Source organism: Pseudobutyrivibrio sp. ACV-2 (assembly GCF_900107545.1).
GTDB lineage: Bacteria > Bacillota > Clostridia > Lachnospirales > Lachnospiraceae > Pseudobutyrivibrio.
Window position 1 is genome coordinate 94,052 of sequence record NZ_FNQZ01000008.1, and the last position, 18,065, is coordinate 112,116.

At 39.3% G+C, this 18,065-nt stretch carries 16 protein-coding genes; all 16 read left to right on the forward strand.

Annotated features, from left to right (window positions below; translation table 11 throughout):
* Positions 1-72: 72 nt before the first annotated feature.
* The 16 genes from era to BLV53_RS10090 all read left to right on the forward strand — a co-directional run bounded on the left by era (position 73) and on the right by BLV53_RS10090 (position 17,920).
* Positions 73-981 carry a GTPase Era gene (era, locus tag BLV53_RS10015; RefSeq protein ID WP_090300431.1) on the forward strand — a complete coding sequence of 303 codons (909 nt, stop codon included), beginning with the start codon at positions 73-75 and terminating at the stop codon, positions 979-981.
* Between the two features lie 3 nt (positions 982-984).
* Positions 985-1,710, forward strand: coding sequence for a DNA repair protein RecO (recO, locus tag BLV53_RS10020; protein ID WP_090300433.1), 726 nt, complete (start codon positions 985-987; stop codon positions 1,708-1,710).
* Positions 1,707-2,555, forward strand: a complete 849-nt coding sequence (locus tag BLV53_RS10025) for a hypothetical protein (protein WP_090300435.1) — start codon at positions 1,707-1,709, stop codon at positions 2,553-2,555. The genes recO and BLV53_RS10025 overlap by 4 nt, the downstream gene beginning before the upstream one ends.
* Before the next feature lie 28 nt (positions 2,556-2,583).
* Positions 2,584-3,981 (forward strand): glycine--tRNA ligase, encoded by a 1,398-nt coding sequence (locus tag BLV53_RS10030; RefSeq protein WP_090300437.1) that lies wholly within the window; start codon positions 2,584-2,586, stop codon positions 3,979-3,981.
* Between the two features lie 43 nt (positions 3,982-4,024).
* The gene (locus BLV53_RS10035) at positions 4,025-4,723 is read left to right on the forward strand and encodes a coiled-coil domain-containing protein (RefSeq protein WP_090300438.1); all 699 of its coding nucleotides are present in this window, start codon (positions 4,025-4,027) and stop codon (positions 4,721-4,723) included.
* A 58-nt stretch (positions 4,724-4,781) separates the two neighbouring features.
* A complete protein-coding gene (locus tag BLV53_RS10040) occupies positions 4,782-6,425 on the forward strand; it encodes a putative manganese-dependent inorganic diphosphatase (protein WP_090300440.1) in 1,644 nt (547 codons plus the stop codon).
* 152 nt (positions 6,426-6,577) lie between these two features.
* Positions 6,578-8,110 carry a transcription termination factor Rho gene (rho, locus tag BLV53_RS10045; RefSeq protein WP_090300442.1) on the forward strand — a complete coding sequence of 511 codons (1,533 nt, stop codon included), beginning with the start codon at positions 6,578-6,580 and terminating at the stop codon, positions 8,108-8,110.
* A 50-nt stretch (positions 8,111-8,160) separates the two neighbouring features.
* Positions 8,161-9,312, forward strand: a complete 1,152-nt coding sequence (locus BLV53_RS10050; protein ID WP_090300444.1) for an NAD(P)-dependent malic enzyme — start codon at positions 8,161-8,163, stop codon at positions 9,310-9,312.
* 78 nt (positions 9,313-9,390) lie between these two features.
* Positions 9,391-9,906, forward strand: a complete 516-nt coding sequence (locus tag BLV53_RS10055) for a DUF4364 family protein (RefSeq protein WP_090300446.1) — start codon at positions 9,391-9,393, stop codon at positions 9,904-9,906.
* Between the two features lie 130 nt (positions 9,907-10,036).
* Positions 10,037-10,243 carry a 50S ribosomal protein L31 gene (gene rpmE, locus BLV53_RS10060; protein ID WP_090300448.1) on the forward strand — a complete coding sequence of 69 codons (207 nt, stop codon included), beginning with the start codon at positions 10,037-10,039 and terminating at the stop codon, positions 10,241-10,243.
* Between the two features lie 337 nt (positions 10,244-10,580).
* Positions 10,581-11,504, forward strand: coding sequence for a DUF1385 domain-containing protein (locus tag BLV53_RS10065; protein ID WP_090300450.1), 924 nt, complete (start codon positions 10,581-10,583; stop codon positions 11,502-11,504).
* A complete protein-coding gene (gene prmC, locus BLV53_RS10070; protein ID WP_090300452.1) occupies positions 11,504-12,334 on the forward strand; it encodes a peptide chain release factor N(5)-glutamine methyltransferase in 831 nt (276 codons plus the stop codon). The genes BLV53_RS10065 and prmC overlap by 1 nt, the downstream gene beginning before the upstream one ends.
* Positions 12,335-12,571: 237 nt before the next feature.
* Entirely contained in the window at positions 12,572-13,645 is a 1,074-nt protein-coding gene (prfA, locus tag BLV53_RS10075; RefSeq protein ID WP_090300454.1) for a peptide chain release factor 1, read from the forward strand.
* A gap of 125 nt (positions 13,646-13,770) precedes the next feature.
* Complete coding sequence (locus BLV53_RS10080) at positions 13,771-14,475, forward strand: LytR/AlgR family response regulator transcription factor (RefSeq protein WP_090300568.1); 705 nt, start codon at positions 13,771-13,773, stop codon at positions 14,473-14,475.
* Positions 14,476-15,834, forward strand: coding sequence for an ATP-binding protein (locus BLV53_RS10085; RefSeq protein WP_090300456.1), 1,359 nt, complete (start codon positions 14,476-14,478; stop codon positions 15,832-15,834).
* A gap of 184 nt (positions 15,835-16,018) precedes the next feature.
* Positions 16,019-17,920, forward strand: coding sequence for an EAL domain-containing protein (locus tag BLV53_RS10090; protein WP_090300458.1), 1,902 nt, complete (start codon positions 16,019-16,021; stop codon positions 17,918-17,920).
* The last annotated feature ends 145 nt before the right edge of the window (positions 17,921-18,065 follow it).

Consider the following 18,065-nt stretch of genomic DNA (forward strand, 5'->3'; position numbering starts at 1 on the left):
TGATCTCAAAAATGGGCAGGTATCATTGATAGCGTAACAGGCGGACTAAAGTAAATCAGAGGAACCAAAAATATGAGTAATTTTAAATCAGGTTTCGTAACCATAGTTGGTCGCCCAAATGTTGGCAAAAGCACACTGATGAACCATATCATCGGTCAGAAAATTGCCATCACAAGCAACAAACCACAAACGACACGAAACCGTATTCAAACTGTATACACAGATGAAGAAGTAGGTCAAATCGTATTTCTTGATACTCCAGGTATGCATCAGGCTAAAAACAAGCTTGGTGAATACATGATGACTGCTGCCAAAAGCACTATCAATGAAGTTGATTTGATTCTCTGGCTTATTGAGCCAGATACAAAAGTTGGTGCAGGAGATAAAAAAATCGCAGAGCTGTTATCCACAGCGGAGGCTCCAGTGATTCTTGTTATCAACAAAATTGACATGGCAGATGGTGCAAAAGTCGGTGAAACTATTCAGGCTTTCAAGGATTTATGTGAATTTATCGAGGTGGTTCCAGTGTCTGCTCTTAGAGGCGAAGGCTGTGATGATTTGCTTGCAACCATTTTCAAGCATCTTCCAGAAGGACCAGCTTTCTATGATGAGGAAACAGTCACCAATCAGACCTTAAGAGAAATCACTGCTGAAATCATCCGTGAGAAATCTCTTCATGCACTTAACGATGAAGTGCCACACGGCATTGCTATCGAAATCGACAGCATGAAGGAACGCCCAGGCAAAAAGGCAATGTGGGATATAGAGGCCACTATCATCTGCGAAAAGAACAGCCACAAGGGAATTATCATAGGAAAAGGTGGTGCAATGATTAAAAAAATCGGCACCAATTCCAGATATGAAATTGAAAAGCTCCTTGATGCCAAGGTTAATCTTAAGCTTTTTGTTAAGGTTAAAAAGGATTGGCGAGACAGCGAGTATGAGCTTAAGAATTTTGGATATAAAAAAGAGGATATTTAATTAATGGGACTTGTAACCCTTACCGGGATTGTTCTGAGCTGCTCAGATGTAGGAGAATTTGATAGACGTCTTGTGATTCTCACCAAAGAAGCAGGAAGGGTTACAGGATTTGCAAAGGGGGCTCGCAGGCCAAACAATCCAATGATTGCTGCCTGTTCACCATTTTGTTTTGGCACCTTTGAGGCATTTGAAGGTCGCAGCTCCTATCATGTAACAAAGGCCAACATCACCAACTATTTTCGCAATCTGGCCATGGACTATGACAAGGTATGTCTTGGTTCCTATTTTTTGGAGGTGGCAGATTATTTATCAGTTGAAGGCGCGGATGAAACAGCTAGGCTTGCACTTTTGTATCAAAGTCTTAAAGCCTTAGAATCTGATAAATTCTCCCATCGACTTTTGAAAAATATCTACGATTTAAAGACTTGGGTTATAGATGGTGAATATCCTAATGTATTTTCATGCATGACCTGTGGGAAAAAAGAAAATCTTGTTGCTTTTTCCGTGAAACTTCATGGAATGTTGTGCACCGATTGTGCAAAACGCGAATCCGGAACAGAAATATCCAATTCTACCTTATACACATTGCAATTCATTGTTTCATCTAAGATAGAAAAGTTGTATACTTTTGTACTGAATAATGAAACGGAAGAAGAATTGACTAGAATTTTAGCGGCTTATCGATTAAACTATAGGTCGCACAAATATAAAAGTGAGGAATTTTTATGACACAAAGTAGACCTGGTGGTTCGACAGGTACACGTGGTAGAAATTCTAGAAGTACTGGCAGTAGAAGTACCTCTAGTAGAAATACTGCAAGTAGAAGTACTGCAGGAAGAAGCTCTGCAGGTCGTCCACGACAGGGAGTTGCATCAAGAGAACTTCAGGCAACCAGAAGAAAAAGAAGACAGCGAGAGGTAATGCGTAATCGCATTTTATTTGGTATAGGATGTCTGGCAGTGTTAGCACTTCTAGTATTTCTTATTATCAAGCTTATAGGCTTTGTTATGAATTCTGGAAGCATAGCTGAAAATAGTACACTTACTTTCGATAAAAGCGGTAAAGTTGTTTTTGAAGAGGTCACAGATTTTGATACAGATATCTATTCTAAATCTGAGCTTAGAACCTACACCAAAGATTTGATAGATAGCTTTAACAATACTTATGGAGAAAAGGCTATCACACTTGATAAAATCAAAATCAGTGGTGATAAAGCCTACATCAAAACAACCTACAAAGATGCAGATGCATACAGCAGCTTTACATCATATCAGACTTTCAATGGAAGCTATGATGACGCTGCAGCTGCAGGCTATGATTTTGAAGAATTATTCTGTCAGGTAGCAGATGGTACAAAGGGGGAGGCGCAGGCTGTTATAGCAGGCGATACCTTCACGGGCTATCAGATTGCCATAGTTAACGAAAATGTTAATACCATAGTCCCTGGGCAGATTAATTATATATCAGAAACATCTACAGAAATTGTTGATGATAGTACAGTGAGCATCAAACAGGCTGATGGCAATGAGGATGCTACAGACACTGTATATATCATCTACACTATAGATAAATAGTTAACAATTGAGAGAGGAAATATTCATTATGGAAAAGACAATGGAGAAAATTATAGCTCTTGCAAAGACAAGAGGCTTTGTATATGCAGGTTCTGAGATTTATGGTGGACTTGCTAATACATGGGATTACGGAAATCTTGGCGTTGAGCTTAAGAACAACGTAAAAAAGGCATGGTGGCAGAAGTTCGTTCAGGAGAATCCATACAACGTTGGTGTTGATTGCGCTATTCTTATGAACCCACAGACATGGATTGCTTCAGGCCACCTTGGTTCATTCTCTGATCCTCTTATGGATTGTAAGGAGTGCCACGAGCGTTTCAGAGCAGACAAAATCATCGAGGATTTTGCAGCTGCCAATAATATTGAGCTTAAGTCTTCAGTAGACGGATGGAGCAAGGAAGAGATGAAGGAATTCATCGACAGCAACAACGTTCCATGTCCTACATGTGGCAAGCACAACTTTACAGATATTCGTGAGTTCAACCTCATGTTCAAGACCTTCCAGGGTGTTACTGAGGATGCTAAGAACACAGTATACCTTCGCCCAGAGACAGCGCAGGGTATTTTCGTAAACTTCAAGAATGTACAGCGTACATCTCGTAAGAAGGTTCCATTTGGTATTGGCCAGATTGGTAAGTCTTTCCGTAATGAAATTACTCCAGGTAACTTCACATTCCGTACACGTGAGTTTGAGCAGATGGAGCTTGAGTTCTTCTGCAAGCCAGGTTCACAGGACGAGTGGTTCCAGTATTGGAGAGCTTTCTGCCGTGATTGGCTCATTTCTCTTGGTATGAAGGAAGATGAGATGCGTCTTCGTGACCACGATCCAGAGGAACTTTCATTCTACTCAACAGGCACTACAGATATCGAGTTCTTATTCCCATTCGGTTGGGGCGAGCTTTGGGGTATTGCCAGCCGTACAGATTACGACCTTACACAGCATCAGAATGTTTCAGGTCAGGATCTTACATACTTCGATGATGAGACAAATGAAAAATATCTTCCATATGTAATTGAGCCATCACTTGGCGCTGATCGTGTAGTTCTTGCATTCCTTTGCGCAGCATACGACGAGGAAGAAGTAGGTAAGGACGGAAAGAGCGATGTTCGTACAGTTCTTCATTTTCATCCAGCCCTTGCACCAGTTAAAATCGGTGTTCTTCCACTTTCAAAGAAGCTTAACGAAGGTGCAGAAAAGATTTTTGCTGAGCTTTCAAAGAAATACAATTGCGAATTCGATGATAGAGGAACAATCGGTAAGAGATATCGTAGACAGGATGAAATTGGTACACCATTCTGTATTACATATGACTTTGATTCAGAGGAAGACCATATGGTTACAATCCGTCATCGTGATTCAATGGAGCAGGAGCGTATCGCAATCGCTGATTTGGATGCATATTTTGCAGACAAATTCACATTCTAATTTTAGAGTCTGACTCTAATAAAAAATAAGGAGAGAAAATGCTATGGAAAATATCAATGTAGAGCAGGTTCAGCTCGATGATGATGTTATGGTTTCAAATGCCGAAAAGCCAGAGTACGAGCAACAGGCACCTGCTATGAACGTCACATCAATCGAGTTTGACAATGGAGAGGATTTGCTCCTTGAACAAATTGATGCTTTTCGTGATAAGGCTACACAGCTTTCTCAGCTTATCGCTGCAAAAGAACAAAAGGCAGCTGAGCTTGAGGCTTTGGTTCGCGAAAAAGAAGCTATCAATATAAAGCTTCAGGAAGAGCTTAACAGAAAGCAGGAAGAGGCTGATAATCTTGTAGCAGATGTTGAGACTCAGGTAGATAGAATGATGCAGGTTGTTAAAAATAACATGGATCAATTAGAGCTTGACATTAAAGGACAAGTAAGTGATAATCAAGAGTCCTACGAAACTCATAACAGAAACCTTCAAGACACATTGCGCAATGTTTCAGCAGGTCTTGATACAATTCAAAATGAACTTTCAGAGAAGACACATTCTGAATCAGTTCATCTTTACAGAATGATTCAAGAACTATTAAAGGAACATGACAATAGTGAAGAGCAGGCTGTTAAGGCTTTAGAGCACTACAGCTCACTTAAGAAGCTTTCAGTAGTTGTTATTGTACTCCTTGCAGCATCGCTTGGGGTAGGAATAGTATCACTTTTGATTTCGCTTGGAGTAATTTAGGATTTTGTGGGGGTTTTACAAGGTAAATATTAATTAGCAATAGATATACGGAGTAGTTATGCCGAATAAAGTTTTTGTTATCGGACACAAAAATCCTGATACAGATAGTGTTTGCGCAGCTATAGGCTATGCTTATCTTAAGAACGCACTATCAAAGGGAACAGTTTACGAGCCTAAGAAAGCAGGTCAGCTTAATGCTGAAACACGCTATGTTTTAGAGCGTTTTGGAATTGAAGAGCCAGAGACTATCACAGATGTAGGCGCTCAGCTTACAGATATTGAATATCGTAATTTGGCTCCTGTAGATGGACACATCTCGTTAAAGCAGGCATGGGAAATCATGCTTGAGAGAAATGTTGTTACACTTCCTGTTGTAGGAAGAACAGGTAAACTTGAAGGAGTCATCGTAAATGGTGATATTGCATATTCATACATGGATGTTTATGACAATAGTATTCTTTCACGTGCCCGTACTCAGTACAGCAACATTATCAGCACACTTAATGGTACACTTGTCACAGGTAATCCACATGCTTACTTTGTAAAGGGAGCTGTTGTTATCGCATCTAGCAACCGTGAGGATTTGATGGATGACATCAACCGTGACGATTTAGCAATCGTTGGAAACATTACAGCACGACAGCTTATTTGTATTGAGGCTGGTTGTAGTTGTCTCGTTGTATGCGGCGCAAGCAGCGTAGAGCCTGAGGTTGCTAAATTAGCAGAAGACCATCAGTGTGTACTTATCACTACCGAATATGATACTTTCACAGTAGCCAGACTTATACATCAGTCAATGCCAATTCGTCAGTTTATGAAAACTGAAGATATTGTTAGCTTTGAATTAGATGACTATGTAGACGATGTTCGTGAAATTATGAAGACAGTTCGTCACCGAGACTTCCCTATTCTTGATGAAAACCGTCATTATGTGGGAATGGTTTCACGTCGTCTTCTCTTAAATATGCAAAAGAAGCGCATTATTCTTGTTGACCACAATGAAAAGTCACAGGCTGTTGATGGAATCGATCAGGCTGATGTGCTTGAGATTATCGATCATCACCGCCTTGGTTCGCTTGAGACTGTTTCTCCTATTTACTTCAGAAATCAGCCTCTTGGTTCTACAGCAACAATCGTTTCCCTCATGTACGAAGAACGTGGTGTAGATATGCCAAAACACATTGCAGGTGTGCTTTGTTCAGCAATACTTTCAGATACATTGATGTTTAGATCACCTACATGTACACCTACTGATGAAGCAATGGCTAGAAAGCTTGCTGAAAAGGTTGGCGTAGATGTTACTGAACTTGCTACATCAATGTTTGAGGCAGGCAGTGACTTCAAGGATAAGACACCTGACCAGATTTTCCACCAGGATTACAAGGTATTTACAAGTGGAGATATTCAGTTCGGTGTTGCACAGGTTAGCTCAATTTCAAAGACACAACTGTCACATATCAAAGATGGAATTCAGAACTATATGAGTACAGTTCAGTCTTCATCAGATTTAGATGCTGTATTTGTTATGCTTACAGATATACTCAATCAGAGTACAGAACTTCTTTTTGTTGGCGATTCAGCAGACAAGATTATTGCAGACGCCTTCAGAATGCCTGTAGCTACAGATAGCTACATTCTTGAGGGAGTTGTTTCACGTAAGAAGCAGCTCATTCCACCTATCATGGAATCATTACAAGAGTAATAATAAGGACTTCAAGGATTTTTTTTGAAAATCCTTGAAGTCCTTATGTTTGCAGTATATAATTCAACTAGCATCACTTGATAATTCATTAGTCGATTCGACTTTTAATTCCAATTGAATTTATTTATTTTTTATATACTAAGGAGAGTTAAATGAGAGAAAAATATGAAAGCTTGGCAGTAACAGTGCTGAAAGATTTGGCTAAAGCTAGGGGAATAAAGGGCGCATCCTCTATGAGAAAAGCTGAATTAGTTGAAGCAATGCTTGCGCAGGACGAGCTTGAGGCTAAAACATCAGAGCCTGAAGTAGAAGAACCTGTTGATAAGCAGGAAAAAAAAGAAAAAACAGAGAAATCTGAGAAAGCAGAGAAGGTCGAAAAGGCTGAAAGACCTGAACGTGCAGAAAGAGCGGAAAAAGCTGAGAAAATCGAGAGAAATGATAGGGCGGATAGGTCTGATAGACCTGAGCGTAGAGTTCGTCCAAGACCTCAGGCGGACATTGAAAAGTCTGTAGAAGAGCATAAAGAAGCTTCAGTTCCTCAGGATATTCCTACAGATGGTCTCCTTCCAGCGCGAGGAATTATCGAGGTAATGAGTGACGGTTTCGGTTTTATTCGTTGTGATAACTATATGCCAGGAACAGACGATGTGTATGTTTCACAGTCTCAGATTAAAAAGTTTAATCTTAAGACGGGTGACATCATTATTGGAAAGAAGCGTTTCAATAATCCTACAGACAAGTTCGCAGCTCTTATGATTATTGATACTATCAATGGCTACGACCCATCGGCAGCGACACGTCGTCCTAACTTCGAGGATCTTACACCTATTTTCCCTAATGAGCGTATTCGTTTAGAGCGCCAGCGCAGTTCAGTTGCAATGCGTATTGTTGATTTGGTTAGCCCTATCGGTAAGGGACAGCGTGGTATGATTGTAGCCCAGCCTAAAGCAGGTAAGACTACACTTTTAAAGGAGGTTGCTACATCTGTAAATTATTCACATCCAGATATGCACCTTATTATCCTTCTTATTGACGAACGTCCAGAGGAAGTTACAGATATGAAGGACACAATGAGAAATAGCAAAAACGTAGAGGTTATCTATTCTACTTTTGATGAAAGCCCAGAGCACCATAGACGTGTTTCTGAAATGGTTATTGAGCGTGCAAAGCGTCTTGTTGAGCATGGTCAGGATGTTATGATTCTACTTGACTCTATCACCAGACTTGCCAGAGCATATAACCTTACAGTTCAGCCTTCTGGTAGAACACTTTCAGGTGGTCTTGATCCAGCAGCTCTTCATATGCCAAAGAAATTCTTTGGTGCTGCAAGAAACATGCGAGAGGGCGGAAGCCTTACTATCCTTGCAACAGCACTTGTAGAAACAGGTTCAAAGATGGATGATGTTGTTTACGAGGAGTTCAAGGGTACAGGTAACATGGAACTTATCTTAGACAGAAAGCTTTCAGAAAAGAGAATATTCCCGGCTATCGATATTACAGCATCAGGTACACGTCGCGAGGATTTACTCCTTTCAAGAAAAGAGCTTGATGCGATGGAAATAATGCGAAGAGCTATCAATAGTGCCCGCAAGGAAGACGCTATTGAAACTATTTTAAATATGTTTGCACATACAAAATGCAATGATGACTACATCGACATGGTAATTCGCAAGAGAGTAATATAGTTCAATTATAAAATTGAATTAATTAATAGATATTTCAGGAGGGAATAATAATGGCATCAATTGACGAAACAGCGGTATTTTTACACAAGCAGTGGAACGGTAAAATCGAAACCACTTCAAAGGCACCTGTTAAAAACAGGGAGGATTTATCCATCGCCTACACACCAGGTGTAGCTGCACCTTGCCGTATCATTGCAGAGGACAAGGATCAGGCTTACAACTACACTATAAAGGCTAACACCGTGGCAGTGGTAACAGATGGTTCAGCGGTACTTGGACTTGGAAACATAGGTCCTTTAGCTGGTCTTCCAGTAATGGAAGGAAAATGTGTATTATTTAAAGAATTCGGTGGTGTCAATGCATTCCCTATCGTTTTAGATACTCAGGATCCAGACGAGATAGTAGCAGCAGTAAAGGCTATAGCTCCTACCTTCGGCGGTATTAATCTTGAGGATATTTCAGCTCCTAGATGCTTTGAAATTGAGGAGAGATTAAAAAAGGAATTGGATATACCAGTATTCCATGATGACCAGCATGGTACAGCTATTGTTGTACTTGCGGGTATTATCAATGCTCTTAAGGTTGTTGGAAAGCAAAAGGAAAACTGCAAGGTTGTTGTAAATGGTGCAGGTTCTGCAGGTATTGCGATTACAAAGCTTCTCCTTACTTATGGCTTTAAGGATGTTACAATGTGTGACCGTCAAGGTATCATTGGTCCAGATTATCCAGATTTAAATTGGATGCAAAAGGAAATGACAAAGGTTACAAACCTTTCACATGCTACAGGCTCATTAGCAGATGCTCTTGTAGGTGCTGACATTTTCGTTGGTGTATCAGCTCCTGGTATTGTATCAAAGGAGATGGTTTCATCAATGGCCAAGGATTCTATTCTTTTTGCAATGGCAAATCCTACTCCAGAGATTATGCCAGATGAAGCAAAGGAAGCAGGGGCAAGAGTAGTAGGAACTGGTCGTTCTGATTTCCCAAATCAGGTCAACAATGTAGTTGCATTCCCAGGTATTTTCCGCGGAGCGCTAGAGGCTCGTGCTACTGCCATCACTGAGGAAATGAAGCTTGCTGCAGCTGAAACAATTGCAAATCTTGTTGATGAGGATCAGCTTTGCGACAATTTCATTCTTCCAGAAGCCTTTGACCCACGTGTTCCAGTAGCAGTAGCAAATGCTATCAAAGCTTTAGTCTAATTTTTGTATTTTATCAAATATATGGTTATCAGGTGTTAAGCCAACACTTGGTAACCTTAAAATATAAGGAGGGATACCATGGCAGAACCGACCATGATTTATAAGATTACAATACTAGAATTACTTAATCGAAGTGGTTTCCCGCTTAGCAACAGTCAAATAACCGATTTCTTCTTAGAGGGGGATTTGACAGACTATTTCACAGCCCAGCAGGCCATCAGTGATGATGAGGATGCAGGCCTTATTATTTCTACTATAAACCATAACAATACTACATATTCGATTACAGATGAGGGCAGGAAGACCCTTGATTTATTTAAAGACAAAATAACCAAGGCTTTGTCCAAGGATATAAATAAATATTTAACAACCAATTCCATCACCATGAAGGAGGAGAATTCTTACAAGGCTTCTTACTTTAAGGCAGATAGAGGTGGTTTTGTGGTTCAGCTTCGTATCACAGAAAATGATATACCAACTATGGATTTGTCATTTCATGTAGCATCAAAGGAACAGGCTGAAACTCTTTGCAATAACTGGAAAGTTAAGTGTCAGGACGTGTATGATTCTATACTTGACATACTACTAAACTGATGTTATACTTGTGAAGCTGTTAATCGGGATGAAATGCGATTAACCTCGCATTTAAACAGCTCTTCGAGATTCTTAATCTCACAATTACAGTTGGAAATTGTAAACATTAAAAAATGAGAGGTGAAATTCAATGAGACAGGGTATCCATCCAGATTATTATCAGGCTACTGTTACTTGCAACTGCGGTAACACATTCGTAACTGGTTCTACAAAGGAGAGCATCCACGTAGAAATTTGTTCAAAGTGTCATCCATTCTACACAGGCCAGCAGAAAGCTACACAGGCTCGTGGACGTATTGACAAGTTCAACAAGAAGTACGGTATTAACGCACAGTAGTTTGTTTTATGGACTTTTAAGGGTTGAGATTCGTCTCAGCCCTTTTTCCGTGTATAAATACGTATAGCACATTTATGAATATATGCGTACATCATAATATTTCATGAATTACGTAGATTTCATTTATTAATGCAATAGTAAATTATTATATAGCCTACATCCCTAGATGAGCCTGTAGCTGTCAATGATACCTGCTCATTTTTGAGGAGTATAACAAAGTGATCTCAAAAATGGGCAGGTATCATTGATAGCGTAACAGGCGGACTAAAGTATAGAGACAACGTAGAAAAGAAAATAGGTGTACTTGGCTATTAGAGAGTATTAGGGGATTTTGACCATGAAATATTCAGGAATAGGTGGTCAGGCTGTGATGGAAGGCGTCATGATGCGCAACGGCAATAAATACGCCGTAGCAGTCAGAAAGCCAGATAAAGAAATCGCAGTAGACATTAAAAATACAAAAGATACCAATGATATATGGCACAAGCTTCCTATAATCAGAGGTGTCGTGTCCTTCATCGAGTCCTTGACCATAGGTCTTGGAACCTTGATGTATTCGGCATCCTTTTACGATGAAGACGAGGTAGATAAATCCAAGCTCTCAGAAGAGGAGCTTAAAAAGCTTGAAAAAAAGGAAAAGGCAGAAATGGGAGGCACACTTGTCCTTTCCTTTGCATTGGCATTAGGCGTTTTCTTTGCAATTCCTTATTTTATTTCCCTTGGTTTAAATCGTTTTGTAGAATCTCAGGCTTTGATTGCATTTGTTGAAGGTATCATTCGTATAGCCATTTTCATAGGCTATGTGGCGGTTATTTCACGCATGGACGATATCAAACGCACCTTTATGTACCATGGTGCAGAGCACAAATGTATTAACTGCGTGGAGGCAGGCAAGCCACTGACAGTTGAAAATGTTAGAGGAGCCACAAGATTTCACAAGCGATGTGGCACCAGCTTTATATTTATAGTTTTTATTATTTCAGTATTTGTATTTATGTTTATATCCTTTGATAATACATGGATTAAGCTTCTTGCAAGACTTTTGCTTATTCCAGTTATCGCAGGTATTTCATATGAGTTTATTCGTTTGGCAGGCAGATATGAAAATAAATTCGTAGATGTTATTTCCCAGCCTGGACTGTGGTTACAGCATCTTACAGTTATGGAGCCAGATGATGATATGATAGAAGTTGGAATTGCTTCAGTAGAGGCAATATTTGACTGGAAGAAGTTCCAAAAGGAAAATGAGGGTTGTTTCTAATGACTTTTAGACAAGCTTTAGAATATGGAGTTCAAATACTTGAGTCTGAAAATATTACAGACGCAAAAATAGATGCCTGGTTGTTGCTTTCCTACGTGAGTGAACTCACAAGGGCTCAGTATTTTCTCAAGCAAAATGATCAGATAGACGAACTTATTTTATACAAGTATAAGGACGTTCTATTAATGAGAGCTAAGCGCACTCCACTACAGCATATCACTGGAGAGCAGGATTTTATGGGGCTCACATTTTGGGTAAATGAGCACGTGCTTATTCCACGTCAGGATACAGAAACTCTTGTGGAGGAGGCTTTAAAGGTAATTCCTACCGGAAGTCATATTTTAGATTTGTGTACAGGCAGCGGATGTGTTATTATTTCACTTGCTGCACGTGGACAGGGCATCACCGGAATAGGTGTTGACATCTCTGAAAAAGCCATAGAGGTGGCTAGAGAAAACGCCCATCGTCTGGTTGGACAAAGGGTAGTCTTTGAAAAAGGAGACCTGTGGCAGCCAGTCACTGGTAAATTCAACGCTATCGTGTCTAATCCACCATATATTCCTTCAGCAGAAGTGGAAAAGCTAGAGACTGAGGTAAAGGACCACGAGCCAAGGTTGGCATTAGATGGTACAGAAGATGGCTTGTTCTTTTATCGTGAAATCACAGCCCATGCAGCCGAATATCTTAATGATGGAGGCTGGCTTTTAGTGGAAATCGGTTATGACCAAGGCCAGGCAGTTCATGACTTGTTCGTAGCAGGCGGTTTCAAAGACGTAGAAATAATAAAAGACCTACCCGGCAAAGACCGCGTAGTAAAGGGCCATCTATAGCGCCCTCCCACTACTTGCGTAGTGAATAACTGACGAATACTAGATATTTTAAATAGCATTCACTCTAAGTACCCCTTTAGATGCTTGTAAGCTATAAAGTTTATTTGTGAGAGTATAGTGAAAACGATGAGCAAATAAATTTTATAGCTTACAAGCTACACAGCCTAAAGTCCAAGTGATTGCGATATACAATTTATAAAGGTTACGAAGATACACACAACATGGAGGTATTTAAACATGTTCGACAGATTAGAAGATTTAGTTTTAAGATATGAAGAAGTTATGAACCTTCTCTCTGAGCCAGATGTTGCAAATGACAATGCCAGATTCAGAGCCTTAATGAAGGAACAGTCAGACCTTGCTCCAATCGTAGAAGCATACAAGCAGTATTCATCTCACAAGCAGAACATCGAGGATTCTCTTGCACTTCTTGAAGAGGAAACTGATGAGGAGATGAAGGAGCTTGCAAAGGAAGAGCTCAACGAGTCAAAGGCTGAGGTTGAAAGACTTGAGCAGGAGCTTAAGATTCTTCTTCTTCCAAAGGACCCTAACGATGACAAAAACGTTATCGTGGAAATTCGTGCAGGTGCAGGTGGAGAGGAAGCAGCACTTTTTGCAGCAGAAATTTACCGTATGTATGTACACTATGTTGAGTCACGTGGATGGAAGGTTGAGCTTCTTGAAGCAGATGAAACAGGTATTGGCGGTATGAAAAACATCGAGTTCATGGTTAAGGGAACAGGAGCATACTCAATCCTTAAATATGAATCAGGTGTTCATCGTGTACAGCGTGTTCCTGAAACAGAGTCACAGGGCCGTATCCAGACATCTACATGTTCAGTTGCAGTTATGCCAGAGGCAGAAGAAGTAGATATTCAGATTGATGAAAAGGATATTCGTATTGACGTAATGCGTGCATCAGGAAATGGTGGTCAGTGTGTCAATACAACTGATTCGGCTGTTCGTCTTACTCACTATCCTACAGGAATTGTTATTTATAGCCAGACTGAAAAGTCACAGCTTCAGAATAAGGAAAAGGCTTTTGCACTCCTTCGTGCAAAGCTCTATGATTTAGAGTTACAAAAGCAGCAGGATGCTGAGGCAGCAGAGCGCCGCTCACAGATTGGTACTGGTGACCGTGCTGAGAAGATTCGTACTTATAACTTCCCACAGGGCCGTGTGACAGACCATAGAATCAATCTTACACTTTACAAGCTTGATAAAATCATGAACGGAGATATTCAGGAAATTCTGGATGCTCTTATCGCAGCTGATCAGGCAGCAAAGCTCGCAAAGATGAACGAAAAATAATATTAAACTTCTAGTAGAGGCAAGCTTCTATAAAGGTGACTGATGGGGTTTTTTCTTCGTCAGTCACCTTTTTGCAATTGATGGCAGACTTGCACACTCCCAATTTAATATGCTATTTTATTATCATGACTAAAATATGTATTGTAGAAGATGAGGTCGACCAAGCCGAGTTATTAAAAAACTACATAAATCGCTACGCTAATGAGCATAGGCTGCCATTTTCTATTGAGCATCTTTCAGATGGTATCGATCTGGTGGATGACTATAAGGGCCAGTATGACATTATATTGCTAGATATCCAGATGAAGCATTTAGACGGAATGGCTGCAGCGGAAAAGATACGAAAGGTGGATTTAGATGTAATCATAATTTTCATTACATCTACAGTTCAGTATGCTGTTCAGGGGTATGCGGTGGATGCTTTGGGTTATGTGCTAAAGCCTGTTCCATATCCGCAGTTTGAGCAGATTTTCGATAAGGCCATTCAACGAGTGGAGTCCAAGCAGCATCATGTGTATATCAGGGTTTCGGTAGATGATAAACAGTTAAAACTGGATTGTGATACTATCATTTTTATAGAAAGCCAGCGTAATAACGTTATTATCCATACAGTGGATATGGATTACACTACACTGGGTCCTCTTAAAAAGTTTGAGGAAATGCTTATTAGTCATGGCTTCAGTAAATGCCATAATGCCTATCTGGTAAATCTTTCTTTTGTAGAAGGAGTGCAAAAGGAAGAGGTAATATTGGAACATAATATTACCCTTCCAATCAGTAGGGCAAAGAAAAAAGAATTTATGTCAGCATTAACGGAGGATATTCTTTAAATGGATTTATCAGCTTTTTTGGCGCCAATTAATATTCAGGATACACCACGACTTTTTACCGCTATAGCCGAATGGCTGGCGGTTTTTGTATATTTTAATATCTATAAAAGAAAATACCACGGTAAGATTTTTGTTTTTCAATGCATAATAGTTTTTGCTGTTCAGACTTTATTTCAGTTCATAGCCGGTTTACTGCCACTATATTTATGGATTTTAGCGATGATAGGAGCCGTGGGGCTTATGTATCTGGCGCTTTTTTTGATACTTGATATCAAACCTAAGGACTGTGGGGTAATCACCACCCACGCTTTTGTTTTGGCAGAGTTTGCAGCCAGTTTATATAAGCAGTTTTTTGTTTGGTATATGTTTTTTACAGGCCTTGATGGAATAGCTTCATCGGCAGCTGTAATGGTAGTGATTTTTGCCATAACATATGTGGTGTTCTATCATTTTGAGAAGGATAACATTTCTTCGGACAGAAATCTTAACATTACAAATACGGAGCTTATTAGTGTTTTGGCCACAGGAATTGGTGCTTTCATTATGTCAAACATCAGCTTTGTAAATACAAGAACCCCATTTTCTTCATCTGACAACATGCTTTATGTTCGTACACTGGTAGATTTCGGAGGCTTGCTTATGTTGATGAATCAGATGGGACGTAGAAATGAGCTTACTCTAAAAAATGAAAGTAATGAAATAAATCAGCTGTTTCAAAAGCAGTATGAACAGTACAGGCTGGCCATCGATAATTCAGAAGCACTTCGCAAGGAAATGCATGATATGAAGCATTATGTGATGGCTCTTAAAAATGAGGATGATCCAGCTCGTAGGGCAGAGGTTTTAGAGGACATGGAGCAGGCCATTGCCATTCAGGAATCCTTTATGAACACTGGCAATAAGGTCTTAGATGTTATTCTTACTACTAAAAGCCTGCAGTGCCAAAAGAAAAATATTACTTTGAGCGCCATGGTTGACGGAGATTTATTATCAGGCATTCACGTAAAGGATATATGTTCGCTTTTTGGAAATATTTTAGATAATGCTATTGAAGCCACCCAACAGGTACAGGATGTAGAAAAACGTCTAATTACACTTTCTGTAAGACGACGCAATCAGTTTATTATTGTGGAGTGTGAAAACCGTTCAGAGAGTGCTAACGTCAGACTTCGGAAAAATCAGACTAGAAGAATATTTGGTAGATCAAATCTTCCAAAAACTACCAAGGAAGATAACGTCAAGCATGGTTTTGGACTGAAATCAATTGCTCAGGTGGCGGAAAAATATGGCGGTGCTATGAAATGCTCCTACGAGGATGGTTGGTTTAAAGTTAAGGTTTTACTTTCAGCTCAAATTTAAAGTTTTATTGATTAACGGTATAGAAAAGCAAGGATATACGCCTTGCTTTTTTGTTTTATCATTTTATTACATAGAATAACTACTAAATGTTCACATCTATAGTGTATTATTAGCCCATAAAGTGACGTGTTATATTTTCTTGTCTATTCAAAAGCAAGAGACCTATATAGATTGAGAGCTGCTTATGTGGAACATGGATTATGCAATCCCAAGCTTAATGATTCTTACTGTTATTGTTGGACATTATGTTTCGCTTCCGAGATTGCCAGTAAAAAGGAATAGGACATTTGTATACCTGATTGTTATGGTTTATTTAGGTATAACGCTTGATATTGCATCAACGATGGCTGATATGAACTATCAGTCTTATAGTAGTGCTGTTCTTTACATTCTTAATTCCGCGTATTTTATATTCTTCTTGTGCGCAGGTTATTCATTCTTCTATTTTACAGCTGTAGTTTTAAATTCAAGTTTTTTAAAAAATACTGGTACTGTTTTCCTAAGTCAGCTGCCGCTAAATTTGACTAATCTTATTATTCTTAGTGCCCCTTGGACTAAATGGTTTTACTATATTGATGAGACAGGCTATCATAGCGCTCCATTGTATTATTTACTTTATGCAGTGTGGGGAATTTATATCATTTTTTCTTATGTGGCTATAGTATATCGACAATCAGAGGTTCTTAGAAAAAGAGAAATTCAAATCCTTACTGGATGCAACACAGTGCTTTTAATTGGTTTACTTGCACGATACCTGTTTCCGGCATGGCTGTTGGAGCAAATCTTTATTTTGGCTGCATTTATAGTACTGTTCTTAGGATTTGAAAATCCTGATATGCTTCTGGAAGAGCGTACATATATCTTTAATAAGGTGGCTTTGAGAGAATATGTAGGTGAATTGAATGGTATTAAGTCAATAGACGCCATAGTTATCTGTGACAGAAGCTACTCAGAAAAATTAGAGCTTTATGGTGCAAAGCAGACAAATCAGGGTGTGTATCTGGTTCAGAATTATATGCATTCTAAGTTCCCGGGTTATTTGATTTTCTACTACGGAAACGGCAGATTTATAATGTTTAACCGTAAGAAAACTGGTCATAATTGGGATGAAGTATACAGATTAATAAAAGATCGATTTATCAAGCCATGGGTTTCTAAGAATACAGAAATTTGGTTTTTACTAGGTGCAAGTACCATTCATTTGGAGAACGAAGAGATACCTTTTGAAACTATAATTCGTGTGTTCGACGAGGCTTTTGCGATAGCAGAAAATGGAAATGATGATAGCCTTCAAAAAATCGATAATACCATCATAGATAAAATAACTAAGGAACGAGAAATAATTCGCTCTTTGGATAAGGCCATTGAAGAAGATGGAGTGGAGATATTCTTACAGCCTATAGTAAATAGCGAAACAGGAAAGCTTGCCGGTGCAGAGGCACTTGCAAGAATAAGAGACTCAGAAGGAAAAATAATTCCACCAGGCTTGTTTATCCACATTGCAGAGAAAAATGGTAAGATTAATCAGCTTGGAAAACAGGTATTTAGAAAGTGCTGTGAATATTCTATTAATCCTGATATTCAAAAGCTGAATTTGTCCTTTATTAATGTTAATCTATCGCCTGTTCAGTTCATGAGAATGGATTTGGTCGAAACACTAAATAATTATGTAAAGGATACCGGTGCAAACGGTGATTTTATTCATCTGGAGATAACAGAAGAAGCATTGATAGATGAGCAGTTAATTGATAGACAGATTTCATTGTTGACCACAAATGGATTTAAATTTGTGCTTGACGATTATGGAACAGGCTATTCCAATATTTCGAGACTACGTAAAACACCATTTATCAACATTAAGCTGGATATGAGTATTGTTTGGGATTATTGCAAGAATCCAGATTATGTGCTACCTAGCGAAATCAGCGCATTTAGAAAATCCGGCTTTGAGATTACAGCTGAGGGTATTGAAGACGAGCAGATGGCTAAAACAATGTATGAACTGGGCTGCACCTATTTGCAGGGCTACTATTTCTCAAAACCTTTGCCTGTAAATGAGTTTATAGCTAAATATGAATCACAATAATTTGATAATGCAAGTTATCCGTGATTTTTTACAAGTTGTCCTTCGGGGCAACTTTTTTTATGTCGTCATGTTAAATTATTCTCATCTTAATAACAGCCGGTCGTATATAGATTTGGCCATTTTTACGAGCTGGTAGTCTGCAATC